This window comes from uncultured Tateyamaria sp. (assembly GCF_947487805.1).
Taxonomy (GTDB): Bacteria; Pseudomonadota; Alphaproteobacteria; order Rhodobacterales; family Rhodobacteraceae; genus Tateyamaria.
In genome coordinates this window covers 636,206-653,600 of sequence record NZ_CANKXW010000001.1, presented here as the reverse complement: position 1 = coordinate 653,600, position 17,395 = coordinate 636,206, and the positions used below count along the sequence as shown (strand labels likewise).

General features: G+C 61.1%; 20 protein-coding genes. 12 read left to right on the top strand and 8 right to left on the bottom strand.

Annotated features, from left to right (window positions below; genetic code table 11):
• The first annotated feature begins 235 nt into the window (after positions 1-235).
• From rpmH to Q0949_RS03260, 12 genes are all read left to right on the top strand, one after another.
• Complete coding sequence (gene rpmH, locus Q0949_RS03315) at positions 236-370, top strand: 50S ribosomal protein L34 (protein WP_005980833.1); 135 nt, start codon at positions 236-238, stop codon at positions 368-370.
• Positions 371-413: 43 nt separating this feature from the next.
• On the top strand, positions 414-788 hold the full coding sequence (gene rnpA / locus Q0949_RS03310; protein ID WP_299368531.1) for a ribonuclease P protein component: 375 nt from the start codon (positions 414-416) through the stop codon (positions 786-788).
• Entirely contained in the window at positions 785-1,027 is a 243-nt protein-coding gene (gene yidD / locus Q0949_RS03305) for a membrane protein insertion efficiency factor YidD (protein ID WP_299368528.1), read from the top strand. Before rnpA ends, yidD begins: the two co-directional genes overlap by 4 nt.
• A gap of 60 nt (positions 1,028-1,087) precedes the next feature.
• Positions 1,088-1,966, top strand: a complete 879-nt coding sequence (ttcA, locus tag Q0949_RS03300; protein ID WP_299368525.1) for a tRNA 2-thiocytidine(32) synthetase TtcA — start codon at positions 1,088-1,090, stop codon at positions 1,964-1,966.
• Between the two features lie 75 nt (positions 1,967-2,041).
• Positions 2,042-3,589, top strand: a complete 1,548-nt coding sequence (locus Q0949_RS03295) for a bifunctional diguanylate cyclase/phosphodiesterase (protein ID WP_299368522.1) — start codon at positions 2,042-2,044, stop codon at positions 3,587-3,589.
• A 175-nt stretch (positions 3,590-3,764) separates the two neighbouring features.
• A complete protein-coding gene (gene yidC, locus Q0949_RS03290) occupies positions 3,765-5,579 on the top strand; it encodes a membrane protein insertase YidC (protein WP_299368519.1) in 1,815 nt (604 codons plus the stop codon).
• A complete protein-coding gene (locus tag Q0949_RS03285) occupies positions 5,576-6,307 on the top strand; it encodes an MOSC N-terminal beta barrel domain-containing protein (RefSeq protein ID WP_299368516.1) in 732 nt (243 codons plus the stop codon). Before yidC ends, Q0949_RS03285 begins: the two co-directional genes overlap by 4 nt.
• Entirely contained in the window at positions 6,304-6,957 is a 654-nt protein-coding gene (gene yihA / locus Q0949_RS03280; RefSeq protein ID WP_299368513.1) for a ribosome biogenesis GTP-binding protein YihA/YsxC, read from the top strand. The genes Q0949_RS03285 and yihA overlap by 4 nt, the downstream gene beginning before the upstream one ends.
• A 124-nt stretch (positions 6,958-7,081) precedes the next feature.
• The gene (argB, locus tag Q0949_RS03275; RefSeq protein WP_299368510.1) at positions 7,082-7,945 is read left to right on the top strand and encodes an acetylglutamate kinase; all 864 of its coding nucleotides are present in this window, start codon (positions 7,082-7,084) and stop codon (positions 7,943-7,945) included.
• A 57-nt stretch (positions 7,946-8,002) separates the two neighbouring features.
• Positions 8,003-8,797, top strand: coding sequence for a sterol desaturase family protein (locus tag Q0949_RS03270; RefSeq protein ID WP_299368507.1), 795 nt, complete (start codon positions 8,003-8,005; stop codon positions 8,795-8,797).
• 44 nt (positions 8,798-8,841) lie between these two features.
• Positions 8,842-9,408, top strand: a complete 567-nt coding sequence (locus Q0949_RS03265; RefSeq protein ID WP_299368504.1) for a ferredoxin — start codon at positions 8,842-8,844, stop codon at positions 9,406-9,408.
• Positions 9,405-9,896 carry a histidine phosphatase family protein gene (locus tag Q0949_RS03260; RefSeq protein WP_299368501.1) on the top strand — a complete coding sequence of 164 codons (492 nt, stop codon included), beginning with the start codon at positions 9,405-9,407 and terminating at the stop codon, positions 9,894-9,896. Before Q0949_RS03265 ends, Q0949_RS03260 begins: the two co-directional genes overlap by 4 nt.
• Before the next feature lie 26 nt (positions 9,897-9,922).
• On the opposite strand, the gene Q0949_RS03255 is transcribed toward Q0949_RS03260, so the two are convergent.
• From Q0949_RS03255 to crcB, 8 genes are all read right to left on the bottom strand, one after another.
• Positions 9,923-10,690 carry an amino acid ABC transporter ATP-binding protein gene (locus Q0949_RS03255; protein WP_299368498.1) on the bottom strand — a complete coding sequence of 256 codons (768 nt, stop codon included), beginning with the start codon at positions 10,688-10,690 and terminating at the stop codon, positions 9,923-9,925.
• A 15-nt stretch (positions 10,691-10,705) separates the two neighbouring features.
• On the bottom strand, positions 10,706-11,995 hold the full coding sequence (locus tag Q0949_RS03250; protein ID WP_299368495.1) for an amino acid ABC transporter permease: 1,290 nt from the start codon (positions 11,993-11,995) through the stop codon (positions 10,706-10,708).
• A 1-nt stretch (position 11,996) separates the two neighbouring features.
• The gene (locus tag Q0949_RS03245) at positions 11,997-13,211 is read right to left on the bottom strand and encodes an ABC transporter permease subunit (protein WP_299368492.1); all 1,215 of its coding nucleotides are present in this window, start codon (positions 13,209-13,211) and stop codon (positions 11,997-11,999) included.
• Positions 13,212-13,379: 168 nt separating this feature from the next.
• Positions 13,380-14,396 (bottom strand): amino acid ABC transporter substrate-binding protein, encoded by a 1,017-nt coding sequence (locus Q0949_RS03240; RefSeq protein WP_299368489.1) that lies wholly within the window; start codon positions 14,394-14,396, stop codon positions 13,380-13,382.
• Between the two features lie 195 nt (positions 14,397-14,591).
• Entirely contained in the window at positions 14,592-15,305 is a 714-nt protein-coding gene (locus Q0949_RS03235; protein WP_299368486.1) for an ATP12 family protein, read from the bottom strand.
• A gap of 1 nt (position 15,306) precedes the next feature.
• A complete protein-coding gene (locus Q0949_RS03230; protein WP_299368483.1) occupies positions 15,307-15,963 on the bottom strand; it encodes an HAD-IA family hydrolase in 657 nt (218 codons plus the stop codon).
• Positions 15,963-17,000 carry an RluA family pseudouridine synthase gene (locus tag Q0949_RS03225; protein WP_299368480.1) on the bottom strand — a complete coding sequence of 346 codons (1,038 nt, stop codon included), beginning with the start codon at positions 16,998-17,000 and terminating at the stop codon, positions 15,963-15,965. Before Q0949_RS03225 ends, Q0949_RS03230 begins: the two co-directional genes overlap by 1 nt.
• Positions 16,997-17,377 carry a fluoride efflux transporter CrcB gene (gene crcB, locus Q0949_RS03220; RefSeq protein ID WP_299368477.1) on the bottom strand — a complete coding sequence of 127 codons (381 nt, stop codon included), beginning with the start codon at positions 17,375-17,377 and terminating at the stop codon, positions 16,997-16,999. The genes Q0949_RS03225 and crcB overlap by 4 nt, the downstream gene beginning before the upstream one ends.
• Positions 17,378-17,395: the final 18 nt, after the last annotated feature.

Genomic DNA, 17,395 nt, shown 5'->3' with positions numbered 1-17,395 from the left:
AACAGGCCCGCTCACGGTCCCTTGAACACCAGCCCCCGATTTCGTGAGAACTGCGGCGTCTGGGCACCCTGACTGAAACATATCAACGCAAGATCAACGCGATTTGTTGCACAACGCCCACTTTTCGACCTTCCGGGGTTTGACTTGCCCCCCCTGCCCCTTTAGAGGACGGGCTTCGAATACTGCCTTGTCCCGAATCCGCGGGCAACAGGCCAATGATACCGGAGCCACTGCGATGAAACGCACTTACCAACCTTCGAACCTCGTGCGCAAACGGCGTCACGGTTTCCGTGCACGCATGGCGACCAAAGCCGGCCGCAAGATCCTCAACGCCCGTCGCGCCCGCGGCCGGAAGTCGTTGAGCGCATAAAGCGCCCGATCGGTTTGCAAAATTGACCCCGCCGGAGGCACCGATGATTTGCGACAGCGCAGATCAGGGCACGCCACCGGCGGGTGTTTTGCGTTTTGAGGTTCTGAAAAAGCGCGCTGACTTTCTACGCGCCTCGCGGGCGCGGCGTGTGGCGATGCCGGGATTCATCCTGCAAGCCCGCGCAGGGAACGGGCTGGATCACGTGCGTGTCGGGTTCACCTGTTCCAAGAAGGTTGGCAATGCGGTGGCGCGCAATCGGGCCAAGCGGCGGCTGCGCGAAATCGCGCGTCTGGTGCTGCCCCAACACGGCACGGCCGGGACGGATTACGTTCTGGTGGGCCGAGCCGAAGTGACCGCGTCCCGCCCCTTTGACACCATGCTAGCCGATCTGCGCGACGCGCTGGGACGGATGTCATGACGCCTCTGGCGTTTATGGTGTCCCTGCCAGTCCGTGCCTACCGTTTGATCTTTTCGCCCTGGGTCGGGTTCAACTGCCGCTATCAGCCGACATGCAGCGCCTATGCGATGGAAGCGCTGGAGAAACACGGAGCGATCAGGGGGTCGTGGCTGGCCGCGCGGCGCATAGGCCGGTGCCATCCGTGGGGCGGCGATGGCTATGATCCGGTGCCGCAGGACCGCGATGATCCACCCGCCTGACCCCTTTTGGTTCAGGACGCCCATGCTATAAGCGCGCAAACCGGTTTAAGGGGCGCATTGATGCTTGACCACAGCGACGACATTCACCCGCTTTTCTCTGGCGCGCCTGGCACGACCGAGTTCAAGAAACTGCGCAAGCGCATCGTGCGGGCCACGCGCGAGGCCGTCGAACAGTACGGCATGGTCAATGCGGACGGGCCACGGCAGAAATGGCTCGTCTGCCTGTCGGGCGGCAAGGACAGCTATACCCTTTTGGCGGTGCTTTACGAGCTTCAGTGGCGCGGTCTCTTGCCGGTCGACCTGCTGGCTTGCAATCTGGATCAGGGACAACCGGGGTTCCCGGCGACGGTCCTGCCCGCGTTTCTGGAAAAGATGCAGGTGCCGCACCGGATCGAATTTCAGGACACCTATTCCATTGTTGTGGACAAGGTGCCGCAGGGGCGGACGTTCTGTGCGCTGTGTTCACGTCTGAGACGCGGAAACCTTTACCGTGTCGCGCGCGAGGAAGGGTGTAGCGCCGTAGTACTGGGCCATCACCGCGACGACATCCTCGAAACCTTCTTTATGAACCTGTTCCACGGGGGGCGTCTGGCGACCATGCCGCCGAAACTGGTCAACGAAGAGGGGGATCTGTTCGTCTATCGCCCCTTGGCCCACGTGGCCGAGGCCGATTGCGAAAAATTTGCGCGCGCCATGAACTATCCCATCATTCCCTGCGATCTGTGCGGCAGTCAGGACGGGTTGCAGCGCCAGCAGGTCAAACAAATCCTCGATGGGTGGGAGGCCAACAGCCCCGGCCGCAGGCAGGTCATGTTCCGGGCGCTGATGAATGCGCGCCCGTCGCACCTGCTGGATCCCAAACTGTTCGATTTCGCAGGTCTGGCCCTGAATTCCGAACAAATTGAAGCAAATTCCAGCGACATTCCCGACCTGCGTTAAAGACCGGCTTACCAAGGGCTTCTACCACTGACGGGCACGCCATGACCGGGCGCGCCTCACGTGAAGGGAAGTTTCATGCGCATTCGCCTGCCTAGGACATTTTCGGCCTTTAAATCACGGCTGGCGACGGCGTTCACCGGACCTCAGATGCTGGCGTTCATTCCTGCCTTCACATTAGCGGGGTTCTGGCTTGGCGGCGAGGCGACGCTGGTTCTGATCGCGGTCCTCGTGCCGCTCACGTGGTTGATGCTGGGCGGTGCTGGCTTGCGCGGGTCGCGCGCACCGGGTGGGGATCAGGGCAAGGGGCTTGTCGGATCGGACATGTTTACCGCGCACGCCGACGGGTTGCGCGAGGAGTTGTCGGGATCTGCCTTGACCAGCGCGATACTGGCCGTGGAACTGGACGAATTTGCGGTGTTGACAGACAGGTATGAGCCCGGCGCGGTTGACCGTGTCCTGAAGGCGATCGGCAGTCGGATCATGACCGCCGCGCGCGATCAGGACACGATCAGCCAGATTGGCGATGCCCGGTTCGGCATCTGCCTCGAGCCGGTGCGCCACCTCGACCTTGAGAGTTGTATCCAGTTGAGCGGGCGCATTCAGCAAGCGATCGAAGAACCGATCTCGATCGATGGCACGTCTATCTACATGACGGCGAGCGTCGGGTTTTGCCTGCTGGGCCGTGCCCCGCGAGAGACCGGACGCGACTGGATCAACGGCAGTATCGCCGCCTTGCACGAAGCGCAAAGGCGCGGCCCGTCCTCGGTGCGCGCCTACTCCACCGAATTACACTCGCGGCTGCGCACCCGCGCCAGCTTGCGCGACGAAGTGGCCGCCGCGTTGGAACGCGGACAAATCCAGCCGTGGTTCCAACCCCAGATTTCCACAGATACAGGCAGAGTGTCCGGCTTTGAGGCACTGGCCCGATGGATCCACCCGGATCGCGGCGCAATATCACCGGCCGAATTTCTGCCTGCAATCGAAGACGCCGGTCTGTTGGAACGGTTGGCCGAAGTGATGATCTATCATGCGTTCACTGCGCTCAAGGCATGGGACGCAGCCGGGTTGCACGTGCCGCAAGTGGGCGTAAACTTCAGCGGATCGGAACTGGGCAACCCCCGTCTTGTCGACAAGCTGCGTTGGGAACTGGACCGGTTCGATCTGACCCCGGACCGGCTTGCGGTGGAGATCCTGGAAACCGTGGTGACCGGATCAGCGGACGATTCCACGACGCGCAACATCAAGAAATTGACCGAGCTTGGCTGCCGGATCGATCTGGACGATTTTGGCACGGGCCATGCCTCCATCGCGGCCATCCGCCGGTTCGGCGTTGGCCGGATCAAGATCGACCGTTCCTTTGTAATGAAATCGGATCGTGATCCTGAGCAGCAGCGCATGATCAGCGCGGTTCTCACGATGGCCGAACGACTGGGCATCGAAACACTGGGCGAGGGTGTGGAAACCGCGGGCGAGCATGCACTGCTGGCACAATTGGGCTGCGACTATGTGCAAGGGTTCGGCATTGCGCGGCCGATGCCCTTTGAAAAAACGCTCGACTGGGTGCGCACGCACGAGGCCAAACTGAAAGACACCCCTACCATCCCAAGCCGACGTGCGAACTGAGACGACTTCTGGCGCGCCCTGAGATGGACCGAATGCCGCATGGCAAGAAACCGGTGCCCGGACTGCCTCGCCGCCTCGGCAAAGAACCTTGTGATACGGGCGATTCCGCTTGACCTTTGTGCCCGCACTCTGTTGAACCCGTGCGAACGTTTCAGACAGCAGGTGGCAGTCCCCAATGGACGATCAGAACAAGAACCTCATTCTTGCAACGGCACTCAGTTTCCTCGTGATCCTTGTGTGGTTTGTCCTGTTCCCGCCACCAGAACCGGATACGCCGCTGGTCGACACTGCCAACCAATCCGAATTGAACGCGCCCGCCGCCGCATCCGGCGCGGAAGCCACAGTGCCAACTGCAGCCGACGCATCGACCGCTGCCACCAACACAACCACCGAGGCGTCCACAGAAGCCGCCGAAGCGGCCCGTGTTCCGCTGGACACCCCGCGCCTGACGGGCTCTGTTTCGCTGCTGGGTGGCCGGATCGATGACCTGTCCCTCAAGGACTACAAGAATACTCTGGACCCGGACTCCGGCATTGTGCGGATGCTGACACCCGTGGGGCAAGTCGGTGCCTACTATGCCCTCTACGGCTGGGCCGCAGGCGCGGGCCTGACACCCGACGCGGTCCCGGGACCCAACACCATCTGGCAGGCCGACCCAGACGCAACGCTGACGCCCGAAACGCCCGTTACACTGACATGGGACAATGGCGCGGGCCTTTCCTTCGAGCGGATGATTTCAATCGACGCCGATTACATGTTCACGGTCACCCAATCGGTCACGAACACGGGCACGTCCCAGGTTGCGCTTGCCCCCTATAGCGTGCTGGCCCGCCACGGGTTGCCTGCGGATACGACGAATATCTGGGTGGTGCACGAAGGCGCAGTACAGTTTGCCCAGGGCGAATACCTGGAAACAGACTGGAATGATTTCGACAGCTATGCCGAGCGCGACACCGAAGCGGGTCAGGAGGCACGCTGGGCCGGGTTCACAGACCATTACTGGCAAACCGTCCTGATTGCGCCGCAAGACGACACGACCCGCGTCGAGACCTTTTACGACGCAAACCGCGACATCTATCAGACCACGGCCAAGCAGAATACCAAGACCCTGGCCGCAGGTAGCACCGTCTCGGTCACGAGCCAGGTCTTTGCCGGCGCAAAGGAATGGGAAACCATCCAAAACTACCAATCCGGCGGGATCGAGAAATTCATCGACTCCATCGACTGGGGCTGGTTCTTCTTCCTGACCAAGCCGATCTTCTGGCTGCTGCACGAGCTGAACGCACTGGTGGGCAACATGGGCTGGGCAATCATCGGCCTCACGCTGATCATCAAGGCGGTCCTGTTTCCACTGGCCTACAAATCCTACGTCTCCATGGCCAAGATGAAAGAGCTGCAACCACAGATGGAAAAGCTCAAGGAGAGCGCGGGCGACGACAAGCAAAAGCTGCAACAGGGCATGATGGAGCTCTATAAGAAGGAAAAGGTGAACCCTGCCGCAGGCTGCCTGCCGATCCTTCTGCAAATTCCAATCTTCTTTTCGCTCTACAAGGTGATATTTGTCACCATCGAACTGCGCCACGCGCCCTGGTTCGGCCCGTTCCGGGACCTCAGCGCGCCCGATCCTACATCGATCATGAACCTCTTTGGTCTGCTGCCGTTCGAAGGGCCCGAGCCCGGTTCGATCCTCGCCCTGATCTTCATCGGTATCCTGCCGCTCCTGCTGGGCATCTCCATGTGGCTGCAGCAAAAGCTGAACCCGGCCCCCACGGACCCGACGCAGCAGATGATCTTTGCCTGGATGCCATGGGTGTTCATGTTCATGCTTGGCAGCTTTGCCAGCGGACTGGTTGTGTACTGGATCGCGAACAACGTCATCACCTTCACCCAGCAATACCTGATCATGCGCAGCCAAGGCTATAAACCCGACTTGTTGGGCAACATCAAAGGCAGCTTCAAGAAAAGCCGCGCGGAAGACGTCAAGAAGTGACCGCAACTCTCGCCCATATCTGGCGGCACCCGCTCAAGGGTCTGGGCAGCGAAGCGTTGGAACAGGTTCGGCTGGACCCGGCTGAGGCCGTCGTCGGGGATCGCGTCTGGGCACTGCTGAATGCGGCTGCGGACGACATCGACGCATGGCAGCCCCGCCGCAACTTCCTCCAAGTGGCGTCCGGGCCGCGACTTGCCTCGATCGGGGCGGTCAGCATCGGCGACGGAATTGTCTTGACGCATCCCGACCGTGATCCGCTTGAGTTTCGGCCAGACAGCGCGCCCGATGCCTTGGGTGCTTGGATCGATGATCTGTGGCCCCAGGAACGCCCCGGTCCCGCGCGCCTGGTAAAGGCGCCGGAACAAGGCATGACGGATGTTCCCTACGCCTCCGTGTCTGTGGGCAATCTGGCCTCCCTGCGCGCCCTCAGCGGCCGGGCGGCGTTTGACATCGACATGCGCCGCTTCCGCATCAACCTGTGGCTGGACGGACTTGCCCCATTCGAGGAAATCGACCTGCTGGAACGCGACCTGACCCTCGGCACGGCAACGCTCAGCCCGGTGGAACCGATTGAACGCTGCCGCGCACCGGACGCCAACCCGCGCACCGGCGCGCGGGACATCAACATGCTGCGTCTGCTCGAAGACGGCTGGAGCACGCGTAACTTCGGCGTGTATTTCAAAGTCAAAACCGCAGGCGTGGTCACAATCGGCGACACACTCTCATGACGGTTCTACCCTTTCCCATCGCCGAAACGCCCGACCCGCAAACCGTCGAACGCGGCAGGCTGCTCTTTGCGGGTGAAACCGAGTTCGTCAAAGGCGTCGTGGCCATGTCCGGCCTGCCACCTGCCGACCGGATGGAAGTGTGCTTTGCGGGGCGCTCCAATGTGGGCAAGTCGTCCCTGATCAACGCCCTTACTGGCCGCAAGGGACTGGCCCGCGCCTCCAACACGCCGGGTCGGACGCAAGAGATAAACTATTTCACCGCCGGTGAGAGCCACTACCTTGTTGACCTGCCCGGCTATGGCTATGCCAATGCACCGCTGCCCGTTGTCGCCAAATGGCAAAAACTTCTGAAACAATACCTGTCGGGCCGTCAAACCTTGCGCCGCGCGTTTGTGCTGATCGACGCGCGCCACGGCGTCAAAAAGGTCGACGAGGAAATCCTCAGCCTGCTCGACAGCGCTGCCGTCACTTTCCAATGCGTGTTGACCAAAACCGACAAGGTCAAAGCCCGCGACCGCGACACCGTCTTGGCGCAAACCCGCAACGCCCTGTCGAAACACCCCGCCGCATTCCCCGAATTGATCCTGACATCAAGCGAAAAGGGTGACGGCATCGAAACCCTGCGCGCCACGATCGCCACGCTGGAATAGCAGGACAACCGCGCAGGTACGTCCCCTCCCCATGGGGGAGGGCCAGGGTGGGGGCAGGACATGGCTTGCGCGACAGCGCGCAATTCTGGATAAGCGGCGAAACCCTTCGAGGCCCCTCAGAAAGATGCAGACCAGAGACATGAACCGCGATTGGATCGCCACCGCCCGCACCCTGTCGCAGGCTCTGCCCTACATGCAGCGCTATGCAGGGGCCACCGTCGTCATCAAGCTGGGCGGCCATGCCATGGGCTCGGACGAGGCGATGGCCAGTTTTGCAAATGATGTGGTCCTGATGCGCCAAGTCGGGGTGAACCCGGTCGTCGTGCATGGCGGCGGTCCGATGATTAACGATATGCTGGATCGGCTAAACATTCAGTCCGACTTTGTGAACGGCAAGCGCGTCACCGACACCGCGACCATGAACGTCGTGGAAATGGTCCTGTCCGGCGTCGTGAACAAACGCATCGTACAAGCCATCAATCGTGCAGGGGGCCGGGCCGTGGGCTTGTCTGGCAAGGATGCCAACTTGATGATTTGTGACCAGACGGATCCTGCCCTCGGGCTGGTCGGCACGCCGTCGCAACTGGATCCCAAGATCCTGCACACCCTGTTCAACACCGCCATGATCCCCGTCATCGCCCCTCTGGGTGCTGGGCTCAATGGCGAGACATTCAACATCAACGGCGACACGGCCGCGGGCGCAATTGCCGGTGCGCTCAAGGCGGACCGCTTGCTCTTGCTCACGGATGTCTCGGGCGTCAAGAACGAGGATGGCGAGGTTGTGACCGAAATCACCGCCGACCAGATTCGCGACATGACGCGCGACGGCACGATTGCCGGTGGCATGATCCCCAAGACCGAGACCGCGCTGGACGCCATTGCCAGTGGCGTGCGCGCGGTCGTCATTCTGGACGGGCGTGCGCCCAATGCCTGCCTGCTTGAACTTTTCACCGATCACGGTGCCGGGTCCATCATCCGCCCACGGTGACGCAAACGTGTCTATCCACCGCATTGCACCGGGCGCAGCGGGCGGTAGGTTTGGATCATGGAAAACGAAACTCTCATTCGCTTTAGCGTCTTTCTGGGCCTTTTCGCGCTCTTTGCGCTGGCCGAAACGCTGTTGCCCCGCCGTAGCCGCAGTCAAAGCCGTGCCAGACGCTGGCTGACCAATTGGGGCATCACCGTTGCCAACACGATCTTCATCCGCGCGATGGCTTTTGTATTGCCCGTGCTGGCCGTGGGGGCCGCGATTGATGCGCAGGCGCAGGGCTGGGGGTTGCTCAACGCGCTGACGCTCCCGTCCTGGATCGAAATAGTGGCCGCTATCCTGATCCTCGATTTCATCATCTGGGCACAGCACCTGATCACCCACAAGGTGCCTCTGTTGTGGCGTCTTCACCGAGTCCACCACGCGGATGTCGATATGGACGTTACCACGGCGATCCGCTTTCATCCGGTCGAGATTGGCCTGTCCATGCTGATTAAGATCGGAGCAGTGTACCTGCTTGGCCCCGCTGCCATCGCGGTCATCCTGTTCGAAATCATCCTGAACGGCACGGCCATGTTCAACCACGCCAACATCCGCCTGCCCCTGTGGCTCGATGCCATTGTACGGCGAGTTCTGGTGACGCCCGACATGCACCGCGTGCACCATTCGGTGCATCGGCACGAACATGACAGCAATTACGGCTTTGCCCTGTCGATCTGGGACCGGATGTTCGGCACCTATATCGCCCAGCCGGAGGCCGGGCATGACGAGATGCAGGTCGGGCTTGAGTGGCAGGATGACCGGCCTGCACGGCTTGGCTGGTCACTTGCCCTGCCTTTCGCCCGCAAATGAAGCTTGACGCGATTGACGCGGCGGTGCGCGCCCATGGATTGTTCATGATGGGCCATGACGGCGCGCGGGTGTTGATAGGCACGGACGCGCAGTGGTGGGATGTGTTCTGTGATAGTCCAGAAGCCTCCGACGGCGCGCCTGACCCGGTCGACAGATGGTCCAAACGCGTCTTGGGTGCGCTTGCCGCCGATGCCGGTGCGCGGGCGGTCTTTCCCTCAGACGGCCCACCCTATGCACCGTTCATTGCGTGGGCGCTGGCGACGGGTCGGTTCTGGCAAAGCCCGACCGGCATGATGATCCACGATACCGCAGGGTTGATGATTTCCATCCGCGGCGCGCTGGAATTTGCAACACCCTTTGCTGCGGGCCCGGATCTGCGATCCCCTTGCAGCGACTGCGGGGACCGTCCTTGCATCACCGCCTGCCCGGTCGCCGCACTCAGCGAAACCGCGGCCTACGATGTCCCCGCATGCAAGGCATTCCTTGACACCGCTGCGGGCGTTGATTGCATGGGCGCGGGATGCCTTGTCCGGCGCGCATGCCCCGTCAGCCAGGCCTTTGACCGTCCCGCAGCGCAGTCCGCCTTCCACATGGCAGCCTTCCACAAATGACACGCACTCTCGTTCTGATGCGCCACGCAAAGTCCAGTTGGGATGACCCAATACTGCCGGACCGCGACCGCCCCCTGAATGACCGTGGACGCAGGTCCGCACAGGCGATGGCGCAATGGCTCCGGTCCAAGGGCATCATCCCGGATGCGGCGACGGTTTCCGCTGCCAAACGAACGGCAGAGACATTTCATCAGATTGGCTTGAAATGCCCGGTGCAGTTCACACAACGCCTGTACCATGCGGGGCCTGACGTCATGATGGATGTCCTACGGGGTCAGACGGGCGCTACCGTGCTGATGATCGGGCATAATCCGGGGATCGCCGAATTTGCGCACCGGCTGGTCGAAACGCCGCCGCCGCACGCACGATTTGCGGATTACCCGACCTGCGCCACCTGCATCATCCGCTTTGATACCGGTGCCTGGAACGACATCGGCTGGCACGAGGGCCAGCCGATGGATTTCGCGATACCACGCGAGGTGATGTAGGGTGCGCATTGACTGCGCACCTTTGGTCAGTGACCGAGGATCTGACTCAGGAACAACTGGGTCCGCGGGCTTTGCGGGTTGTTGAAGAACTCTTCCGGCTCGTTCTGTTCGACGATCTGGCCTTCATCCATAAAGATCACGCGGTTGGCCACCTGACGGGCAAAGCCCATCTCGTGCGTTACGCAGAGCATGGTCATGCCCTCTTCGGCCAGCTCGACCATTGTGTCGAGCACTTCCTTGATCATTTCGGGGTCCAGAGCCGAGGTCGGTTCGTCAAAAAGCATGATCCGTGGGCGCATGCAAAGCGAACGGGCAATCGCCACACGCTGCTGCTGACCACCGGACAACTGACCGGGATACTTGTCGGCCTGATCCGGGATTTTCACTTTCTCAAGGAAATGCATCGCGATCTCTTCAGCTTCCTTCTTGGGCGTCTTGCGCACCCAGATCGGGGCCAGTGTGCAGTTCTCAAGGATCGACAGGTGCGGGAACAGGTTGAAGTGCTGGAAGCACATTCCGACCTCTGACCGGATCTTGTCGATGTTCTTGACGTCCGAGGACAGCAGCGTGCCGTCCACGGTGATCGACCCCTGCTGATGCTCTTCCAGAGCATTGATGCAGCGGATCAGCGTGGATTTTCCGGACCCGGAGGGGCCCGCGATCACGATACGCTCGCCCTGATAAACGGTCAGGTCGATGTCGCGCAGCACGTGAAAGGACCCGTACCACTTGTTCATCTTGTCGATGGAAATCGCGACTTCTGTCGAGATGTTTTGTTCAACTTGCGTGTTCATGTCAGCCACTCCTTATCAGCGGTGATCAGTCGCGAGCTGGCGTTCCAGCCACTGCGAGTATTGAGAGATGCCGTAGCAGACGACAAAGAAGAGAAGTGCGGCAAAGCCCAGAAGCTCCCAGTACACCCCGTTCCATTCGGTCGAGGCGAGGATGGGACCCCGGATCATGCCCAGCAGGTCAAACATCGAGATGACCGACACCAGCGTTGTGTCCTTGAACAGCCCTACCGCCACGTTCACGATCCCGGGAATGGAGATCTTGAGCGCTTGGGGCAGGATGATCAAACGCATCGCTTGCGGGTAATCAAGGCCGAGGCTGTCTGCGGCTTCGTATTGGCCACGTGGCAGGGCGGCGAGGCCACCCCGGATCACCTCGGCGATATAGGCCGCCGAGAACATCGTGATCATGATCACCACCCGCAGGAAAAGGTCAGTCGTCGTGCCGGGCGGGAAGAAGTAAGCCAGCATCACCGACGCCACGAACAGCAGCGTGATCAGCGGCACGCCGCGGATGAATTCGATGAAGATCACGCAAATCCACTTGATCAACGGCATGTCCGACTGACGGCCCAGCGCCAGCGCGATGCCCAGCGGCACCGACAGCGACACACAGGCCACCCCCAGCATCATGTTGAGCATAAAGCCCCCAAGATCCCGACTTGGCACGGCTTGCAACATTGCACCTTCGTTTGCGTTGTCGGGGACCAGCATGCCCCCAATGATCCACACGACAAAGGCCGCGGCGATCCCGCCAAAGAAACCGGCCGCAAAGCTGCCCGACACCAGTCGCTGGTACACGAGGTAGCCCACGACGGTCCCGACCAGCGCAAGGATCGGCGTCAGGATGGTGCCGCCCCAGATCAGGTAGTAGGCAAGAAAAGGGAAGATCGCCGTGAACAACAGCAGTTTGCGCGGCAGCTTGTAGAATAGGACCGGTGCGGCCGCTGCAAAGAACAGCAGGAACGTCAGCGCGGGACGCCAGTACTGGTCCGCTGGGTATTTGAACCCGAACAGCAGCTGGTTCCAACGCTCGGTTAGGACCGAAAAACAGCCCGCCGATACGCCGTCGAGCACTTCGCGACATTCCGCGAGGCTGGACGTGCCCCAGACCCCGTTCAGTATCCATGGCAGCGTATTGCCGAGAATGAGGTAGATCACATAAAGCGCAACGATGGTGAGAACCGAATAGAACGGGGTCGAGAACAGATTGTCCTTGGCCCATTTGACCGGTCCCGCGGCGTTGGCAGGCGGAGGCGATGGCGGCACCTGTTCGGTGCGCACAAAGGCAGCGTGTGTATTCGACATCTCAGCGCTCCTTCAGCTTAACGGAGTTGTTGTAGACGTTCATGATGGCCGAAATGGACAGCGAGATCGTCAAATAGAACAGCATCAGCAGCAGAACACATTCGATGGCGCGGCCCGTCTGGTTCAGGGTGATCCCGCCCAGTGTGGCCGTCACGTCGGCATAGCCCACGGCGATGGCCAGGGACGAGTTCTTGGTAATGTTGAGATATTGCGAGATGAGCGGTGGAATGATAACCCGCAGCGCCTGTGGCAGCACGACCAGGTTCATGATCCGGCCCGGACGCAGACCAAGGGCACCTGCTGCTTCGGACTGACCTTTGGAGATCGCCTGGATGCCAGCGCGCACGTTTTCCGCGATAAAGGCACCGGTATAGATCGACAGGGCAAACCACAATGCAATCAGCGGCCCGCCAACCTTGATCCCACCGGAAAAGTTGAAGCCCTTCAATGCGGGATAGTCCAGCCCGATGGGCATGCCCATGATGAAGTAGACCAGCAGCGTCGGAACGAACAGGATCGCGAGGCTTGGCCAACCCATCGGCAGCAGGCGACCCGTGGCATAGAGCAGGTTGGTCGCATAGCGCCGGTAGGCAAAGACACCGATGACCGACAGGATGAAGGTGGCCACAACCACAAGCGACCCCGGACCCCAGACTGGTGCAGGAATGTAGACGCCGCGGTTGGTAAAGGCGACGGCGTTCAACACCATGCTGGCTGCCGGATCGTCGCCACGGAAGGCCCTTGGCCCCGGCAGGACGGCGATCATGATCGTGAAGATGATGATGATCCAGATCAGGACCGGGATGTTCCGGAAGATTTCCACGTAGAAAGACATCAGCTTGCTGACGAGCCAGTTGTTCGACAACCGCAGAACCCCGGCAATGACGCCAAACACGGTGGCCGTGACACAAGCGAGGAATGCCACCAGAAGGGTGTTCAGAATACCAACCAGTGCCGCCCGGGCGTTGGTCGATTGGCTCGTGTATTCAACGAGTGTCTGGTTGATGTCATAGCCCGCAGGCGAGCCCAGAAACTGATATGAAATATTCAGACCCGCTGCCGCCAGGTTGCTGAACAGGTTGCTCATCAAGAAGGCGATCGACGAAATCAGGACGATCAGGGCAATGAATTGAAAAGTGTAAGAGCGATAGCGCGTGTCGTTCAAAAGCATCGACAGGCGGAACGACTCCTGTGGAGGGTCGGTCATCGTGGTCATGGAGATGGTCCCCGTGGTTCCGGTCGTTTGTTTTCCGTGTTGTGCACACGGTGGCCGGGTTTTCGTTTGTTGGCTGCACTTTGGGCATCGGCGCCGCTGTTTTCAGCGATCAGCACCCCAGATGCGCGAGGGGCGCAGGTTTGACCCTGCGCCCCTCGGCTTGGTATCTTAGCGGAAGGGCGGCGAGTAGATCAGGCCGCCATCGGTCCACTGAGCGTTCAGGCCACGGGCCAGACCGATCGGAGTGGATTCACCGATGTTCTTCTCGAAGATCTCACCGTAGTTGCCGCCAGCGGAGATGGCTTTCATCGCCCAGTCAGCGTCAACGCCCAGCATTTCGCCCAGCGTACCTTCGGTGCCCAGCAGACGGTTGATCTCCGGGTTGTTGGTGCCTGCGGCCATCTCGGAGATGTTCGCGGATGTGACACCCAGTTCTTCGGCTGTGATCAGCGCGTTCAGAGTCCAGCGGACCACGTCACCCCATTCGTTGTCGCCGTGGCGAACAAGCGGGCCCAGAGGCTCTTTGGAGATGATTTCGGGCAGCAGAACGTGATCGCCAGGTGCTTCGAATGTGGCGCGAGTTGCGGCCAGACCCGAGGCGTCCGTTGTGTACACGTCGCATGCGCCAGCAAGGTACTGCTGTTGCGCTTCGGCGTTTGTTTCGATCGGAACAGGCTCATAGCTGATGTTGTTCGAGCGGAAGAAGTCCGCCAGGTTCAGCTCTGTTGTTGTGCCGGTCTGGATGCAGACGGTCGCGCCGTCCAGATCTTTGGCCGAGGACACGCCCAGTTCCTTGGGAACCATGAAGCCCTGACCGTCATAGTAGTTCACGCCAACGAAGGTGAACTTGAGGTCCACGTCGCGGCTGAAGGTCCATGTGGTGTTACGGGCCAGCATGTCGATTTCGCCCGAGGCCAGCGCGGTAAAGCGTGTCTTGCCTGTGGTGGGGACGAATTCAACAGCCGATGCGTCGCCCAGTACAGCCGCTGCAACAGCGCGGCAGACCGAAACGTCAAAGCCATTCCATTCACCGTTGGCGTCGGGCGCGGCAAAGCCGACCAGACCGGTTGTCACGCCGCAGTTCAGTTTGCCGCGTGCTTTCACGTCATCAAGCGTGCCAGCAGCCGCTACACCGGCCGCCAGGCCGGCGACGGTCAGCGCGCCAAAGAATACGGATTTTTTCATTGTTACCTCTTCCTGATTTTCCACCATGTTTTGGCGGTTCGATCAACGCAGCCTGAGTGTTCATGCCGCGCTGAAGGCGATCCCAGTGGGGTTTATCCCCAACCAGTGGGCCGTACTGTGGCCGGATTCATCGCAAAACGTCAAGGGTGGCTTCACCAAAAACGATGCATAATTATGCAGTTTGAATGGTTGTTCTCACAACGGTTTGGAAGCGTCAAAAAATGCTTTTGCGTGCAAAAATGAAGCTTTCTTGATCTGTTCCACCTCTTGGGCTTCTTCGTCGTCGCCCCATTGCTCGATTTGCCAGTGTTCATCGACGCGCGATGCTGCCCAAATCATGTGCGCGGGGTGCAGGTCTTGGGCGGCAGCGAAACCCAGAACCAGGGATCCCGACAGGCTGACAAGGTCATGAAAGGCCGCCAATTCGAAATTTGTGAACCCATGCACCCGGTTTGCCAAAGTTGTGAGCGCACCTGCGTCTTGTGATTCGTGCATGATGCCGGTGCGCGGATGCAGCCGCGCGTCCAGCTTGTCCGCGGCCCATTCAAGGTACGGATCCCAAGTCTCTGATTGCCGCTTCACTAGACCTTCGGGGCTGTCGGCACGGTAACACAGCAAGTCCGCATCCCCGTACGCTGCGATCATGTCGGCGACTTCGGCGTGCTGGATGCTGACCTTGTCGATGGCCGCGTTCGCACTGCGGGTAAAGGGCATGGAGAGCGGATTTACCACGTCATCCTGCGCGTTCCATTCCGCCGCAATGGCGTGCGCCAAAGTCAGGGTCGGCAAAGCAAGGGGCACCTTGGCCGGTGTCTTGACCAGTCGCCCGTCCAGCGCCACGTGCCATCCCATGTCGGTCTCGACCGCAGCTGCCTCGGACCAGAACCGTTTTTGTTTCCACTCACTCATGTCATCTGCCCCAAATTTCAAAGAGCGTCGCATCAAGATCGGCAAAATTGCCCAGAACGGCCCGCGCAGATGTCAGGCTCTGCGCCGGATGATATCCCCAACCCACGCCGACAAAGGGTACGCGCGCCGCATCCGCCATTTGCATGTCGAACGTCGTGTCGCCAATCATCACCGTCTGGTCCGCTTCGACCCCCGCCTCGTTCATCGCCGTAATCAGCATGGACGGGTGCGGTTTGGACGGGTGGAAATCCGCGACTTGACGGGTGACGAAGTAGCGCGCGAGGTCATGGGCCTCAAGCAGCGCATCGAGCCCGCGTTTGGATTTGCCGGTGGCCACGCCAAGAAGAACTTCCGGGATCGCGTGCAGCCGTTCGATGGCCGCGCGCGCGCCGGGATAAAGCGGTGAGCCGTATCCCGCGCCGTCACGCTGGCGGCGGTCGGCATAGGCTTGCTTGTAGCGTGTCACCAGCAGGTCATTGTCGGCATCCGGGGCCAGGACATGCATCGCCTGTGGCAAGGACAGCCCGACAATGCCCAGCACGTCCGTGCGGGCGGGCGCGGCAAGGCCCGCCGCGGCAAAGGCGTCGCCCATGCTGCCGACGATGTCGGCCTGGCTGTCGACCAGCGTGCCGTCGACGTCAAACACGACCAGACGCATCAGATGTTCTCGAACGGGTCTTCGGAGGCCAGATCCTCGGTCCAGCCAAGGGTGTTCCATGTGGACGCCATGTGATCCGGCAGGGGGGCGGTCACGGTGATGACGCGGCGCGTTTCGGGCTGTTCAAAGCGCATCATGCGAGCGTGCAGGTGAAGCTTGTTCGAGATAATGCCGCCCACCTTGGCGCCCCACCCGTCCCCGAGGTTTTCCTGACCCGAGCCACCATATTTGCCGTCGCCCGCGATGGGATGCCCGATCTCGGCCATGTGCGCGCGCAGCTGGTGGGTGCGGCCTGTGATCGGCTCCATCGCGACCCATGCGGCGCGGCTGGCCACGCGGTAAAGCGTGGCATAGAGCGTCTGCGCCCGTTTGGCCCCAGGTGTGCCGTCGACGTCGCGCGGGTGCACGGCGATCATCTTTTCGCCCTCGCCGCCGCGGCCCCGGCCCGGAGCCTTGACCAGCCCGTATTTGATTTCGCCCAGATAAGGCGTTGGGACACCGGCCACGAGCGCCCAGTAGATCTTGCGCGTGTCGTGATGGCGCATCGCGGCCGTCAGGGACTTGGCCGCCAGACGTGTGCGTGCCAGTAGCAAGACGCCGGACGTGTCCTTGTCCAGCCGGTGCACGAGACGGGGTTTTTCATCCAGATCAAAAATCAGCGCCTCGGCCAAGCCGTCGACGTGTTTGGTCTGGCCCGATCCACCCTGCGTCGGCAGACCGGAGGGCTTGTTGATCGCGATGACCTGATCGTCCTTGTAGATCACGCAATCGCGGATCATCTGCGCGTCCTTGTCGGACACCCGCGTTTTCTGGATCACGGGCGCGGGTCGGTCGGGCAATGGCGGGATGCGCACCTGTTGCCCCTCTTCGACGCGGGTCGAGGATTTCACGCGGCCGCCATCGACACGGCATTCGCCCTTGCGGCACATCTTTTCGATCATGCCTTGGCTGACCTGCGGAAAACGCCGCTTCATCCAGCGGTCGAGGCGCTGGTCCCCCTCGCCCTCTTCGACGGTGACAGTTTGAACGCCGCTCATGCGAATACTCCGCGTGCAAGGATGAGACCCAGCGCCAATGCGCCCACCGACAGCCCGACCGACAGCAGGATATAGAGACCCGCCTGGCCCATTTGGCCGCGTTCGATCAGGGTCATGGTTTCGAGGCTGAAGGCGCTGAACGTGGTGAACCCGCCCAAGAGGCCCGTCATCACGAAAGGCGACATATGCGTCAGCCCGCGCTGTGCGGCGGCCACCACAAACACCCCCATCAGGAACGACCCGATGACGTTGACGGTGATGATGGCCAGCGGGAAATCAGATGGCCCAAGCGCGCGCAGCACCGCCACGCCCGCGAGCCAGCGCAAAGACGCGCCGATTGCCCCGCCAAGGGCCACAAGGGAAAGGGTTGAGATCATGCGCGGTCTGTCGTCGGT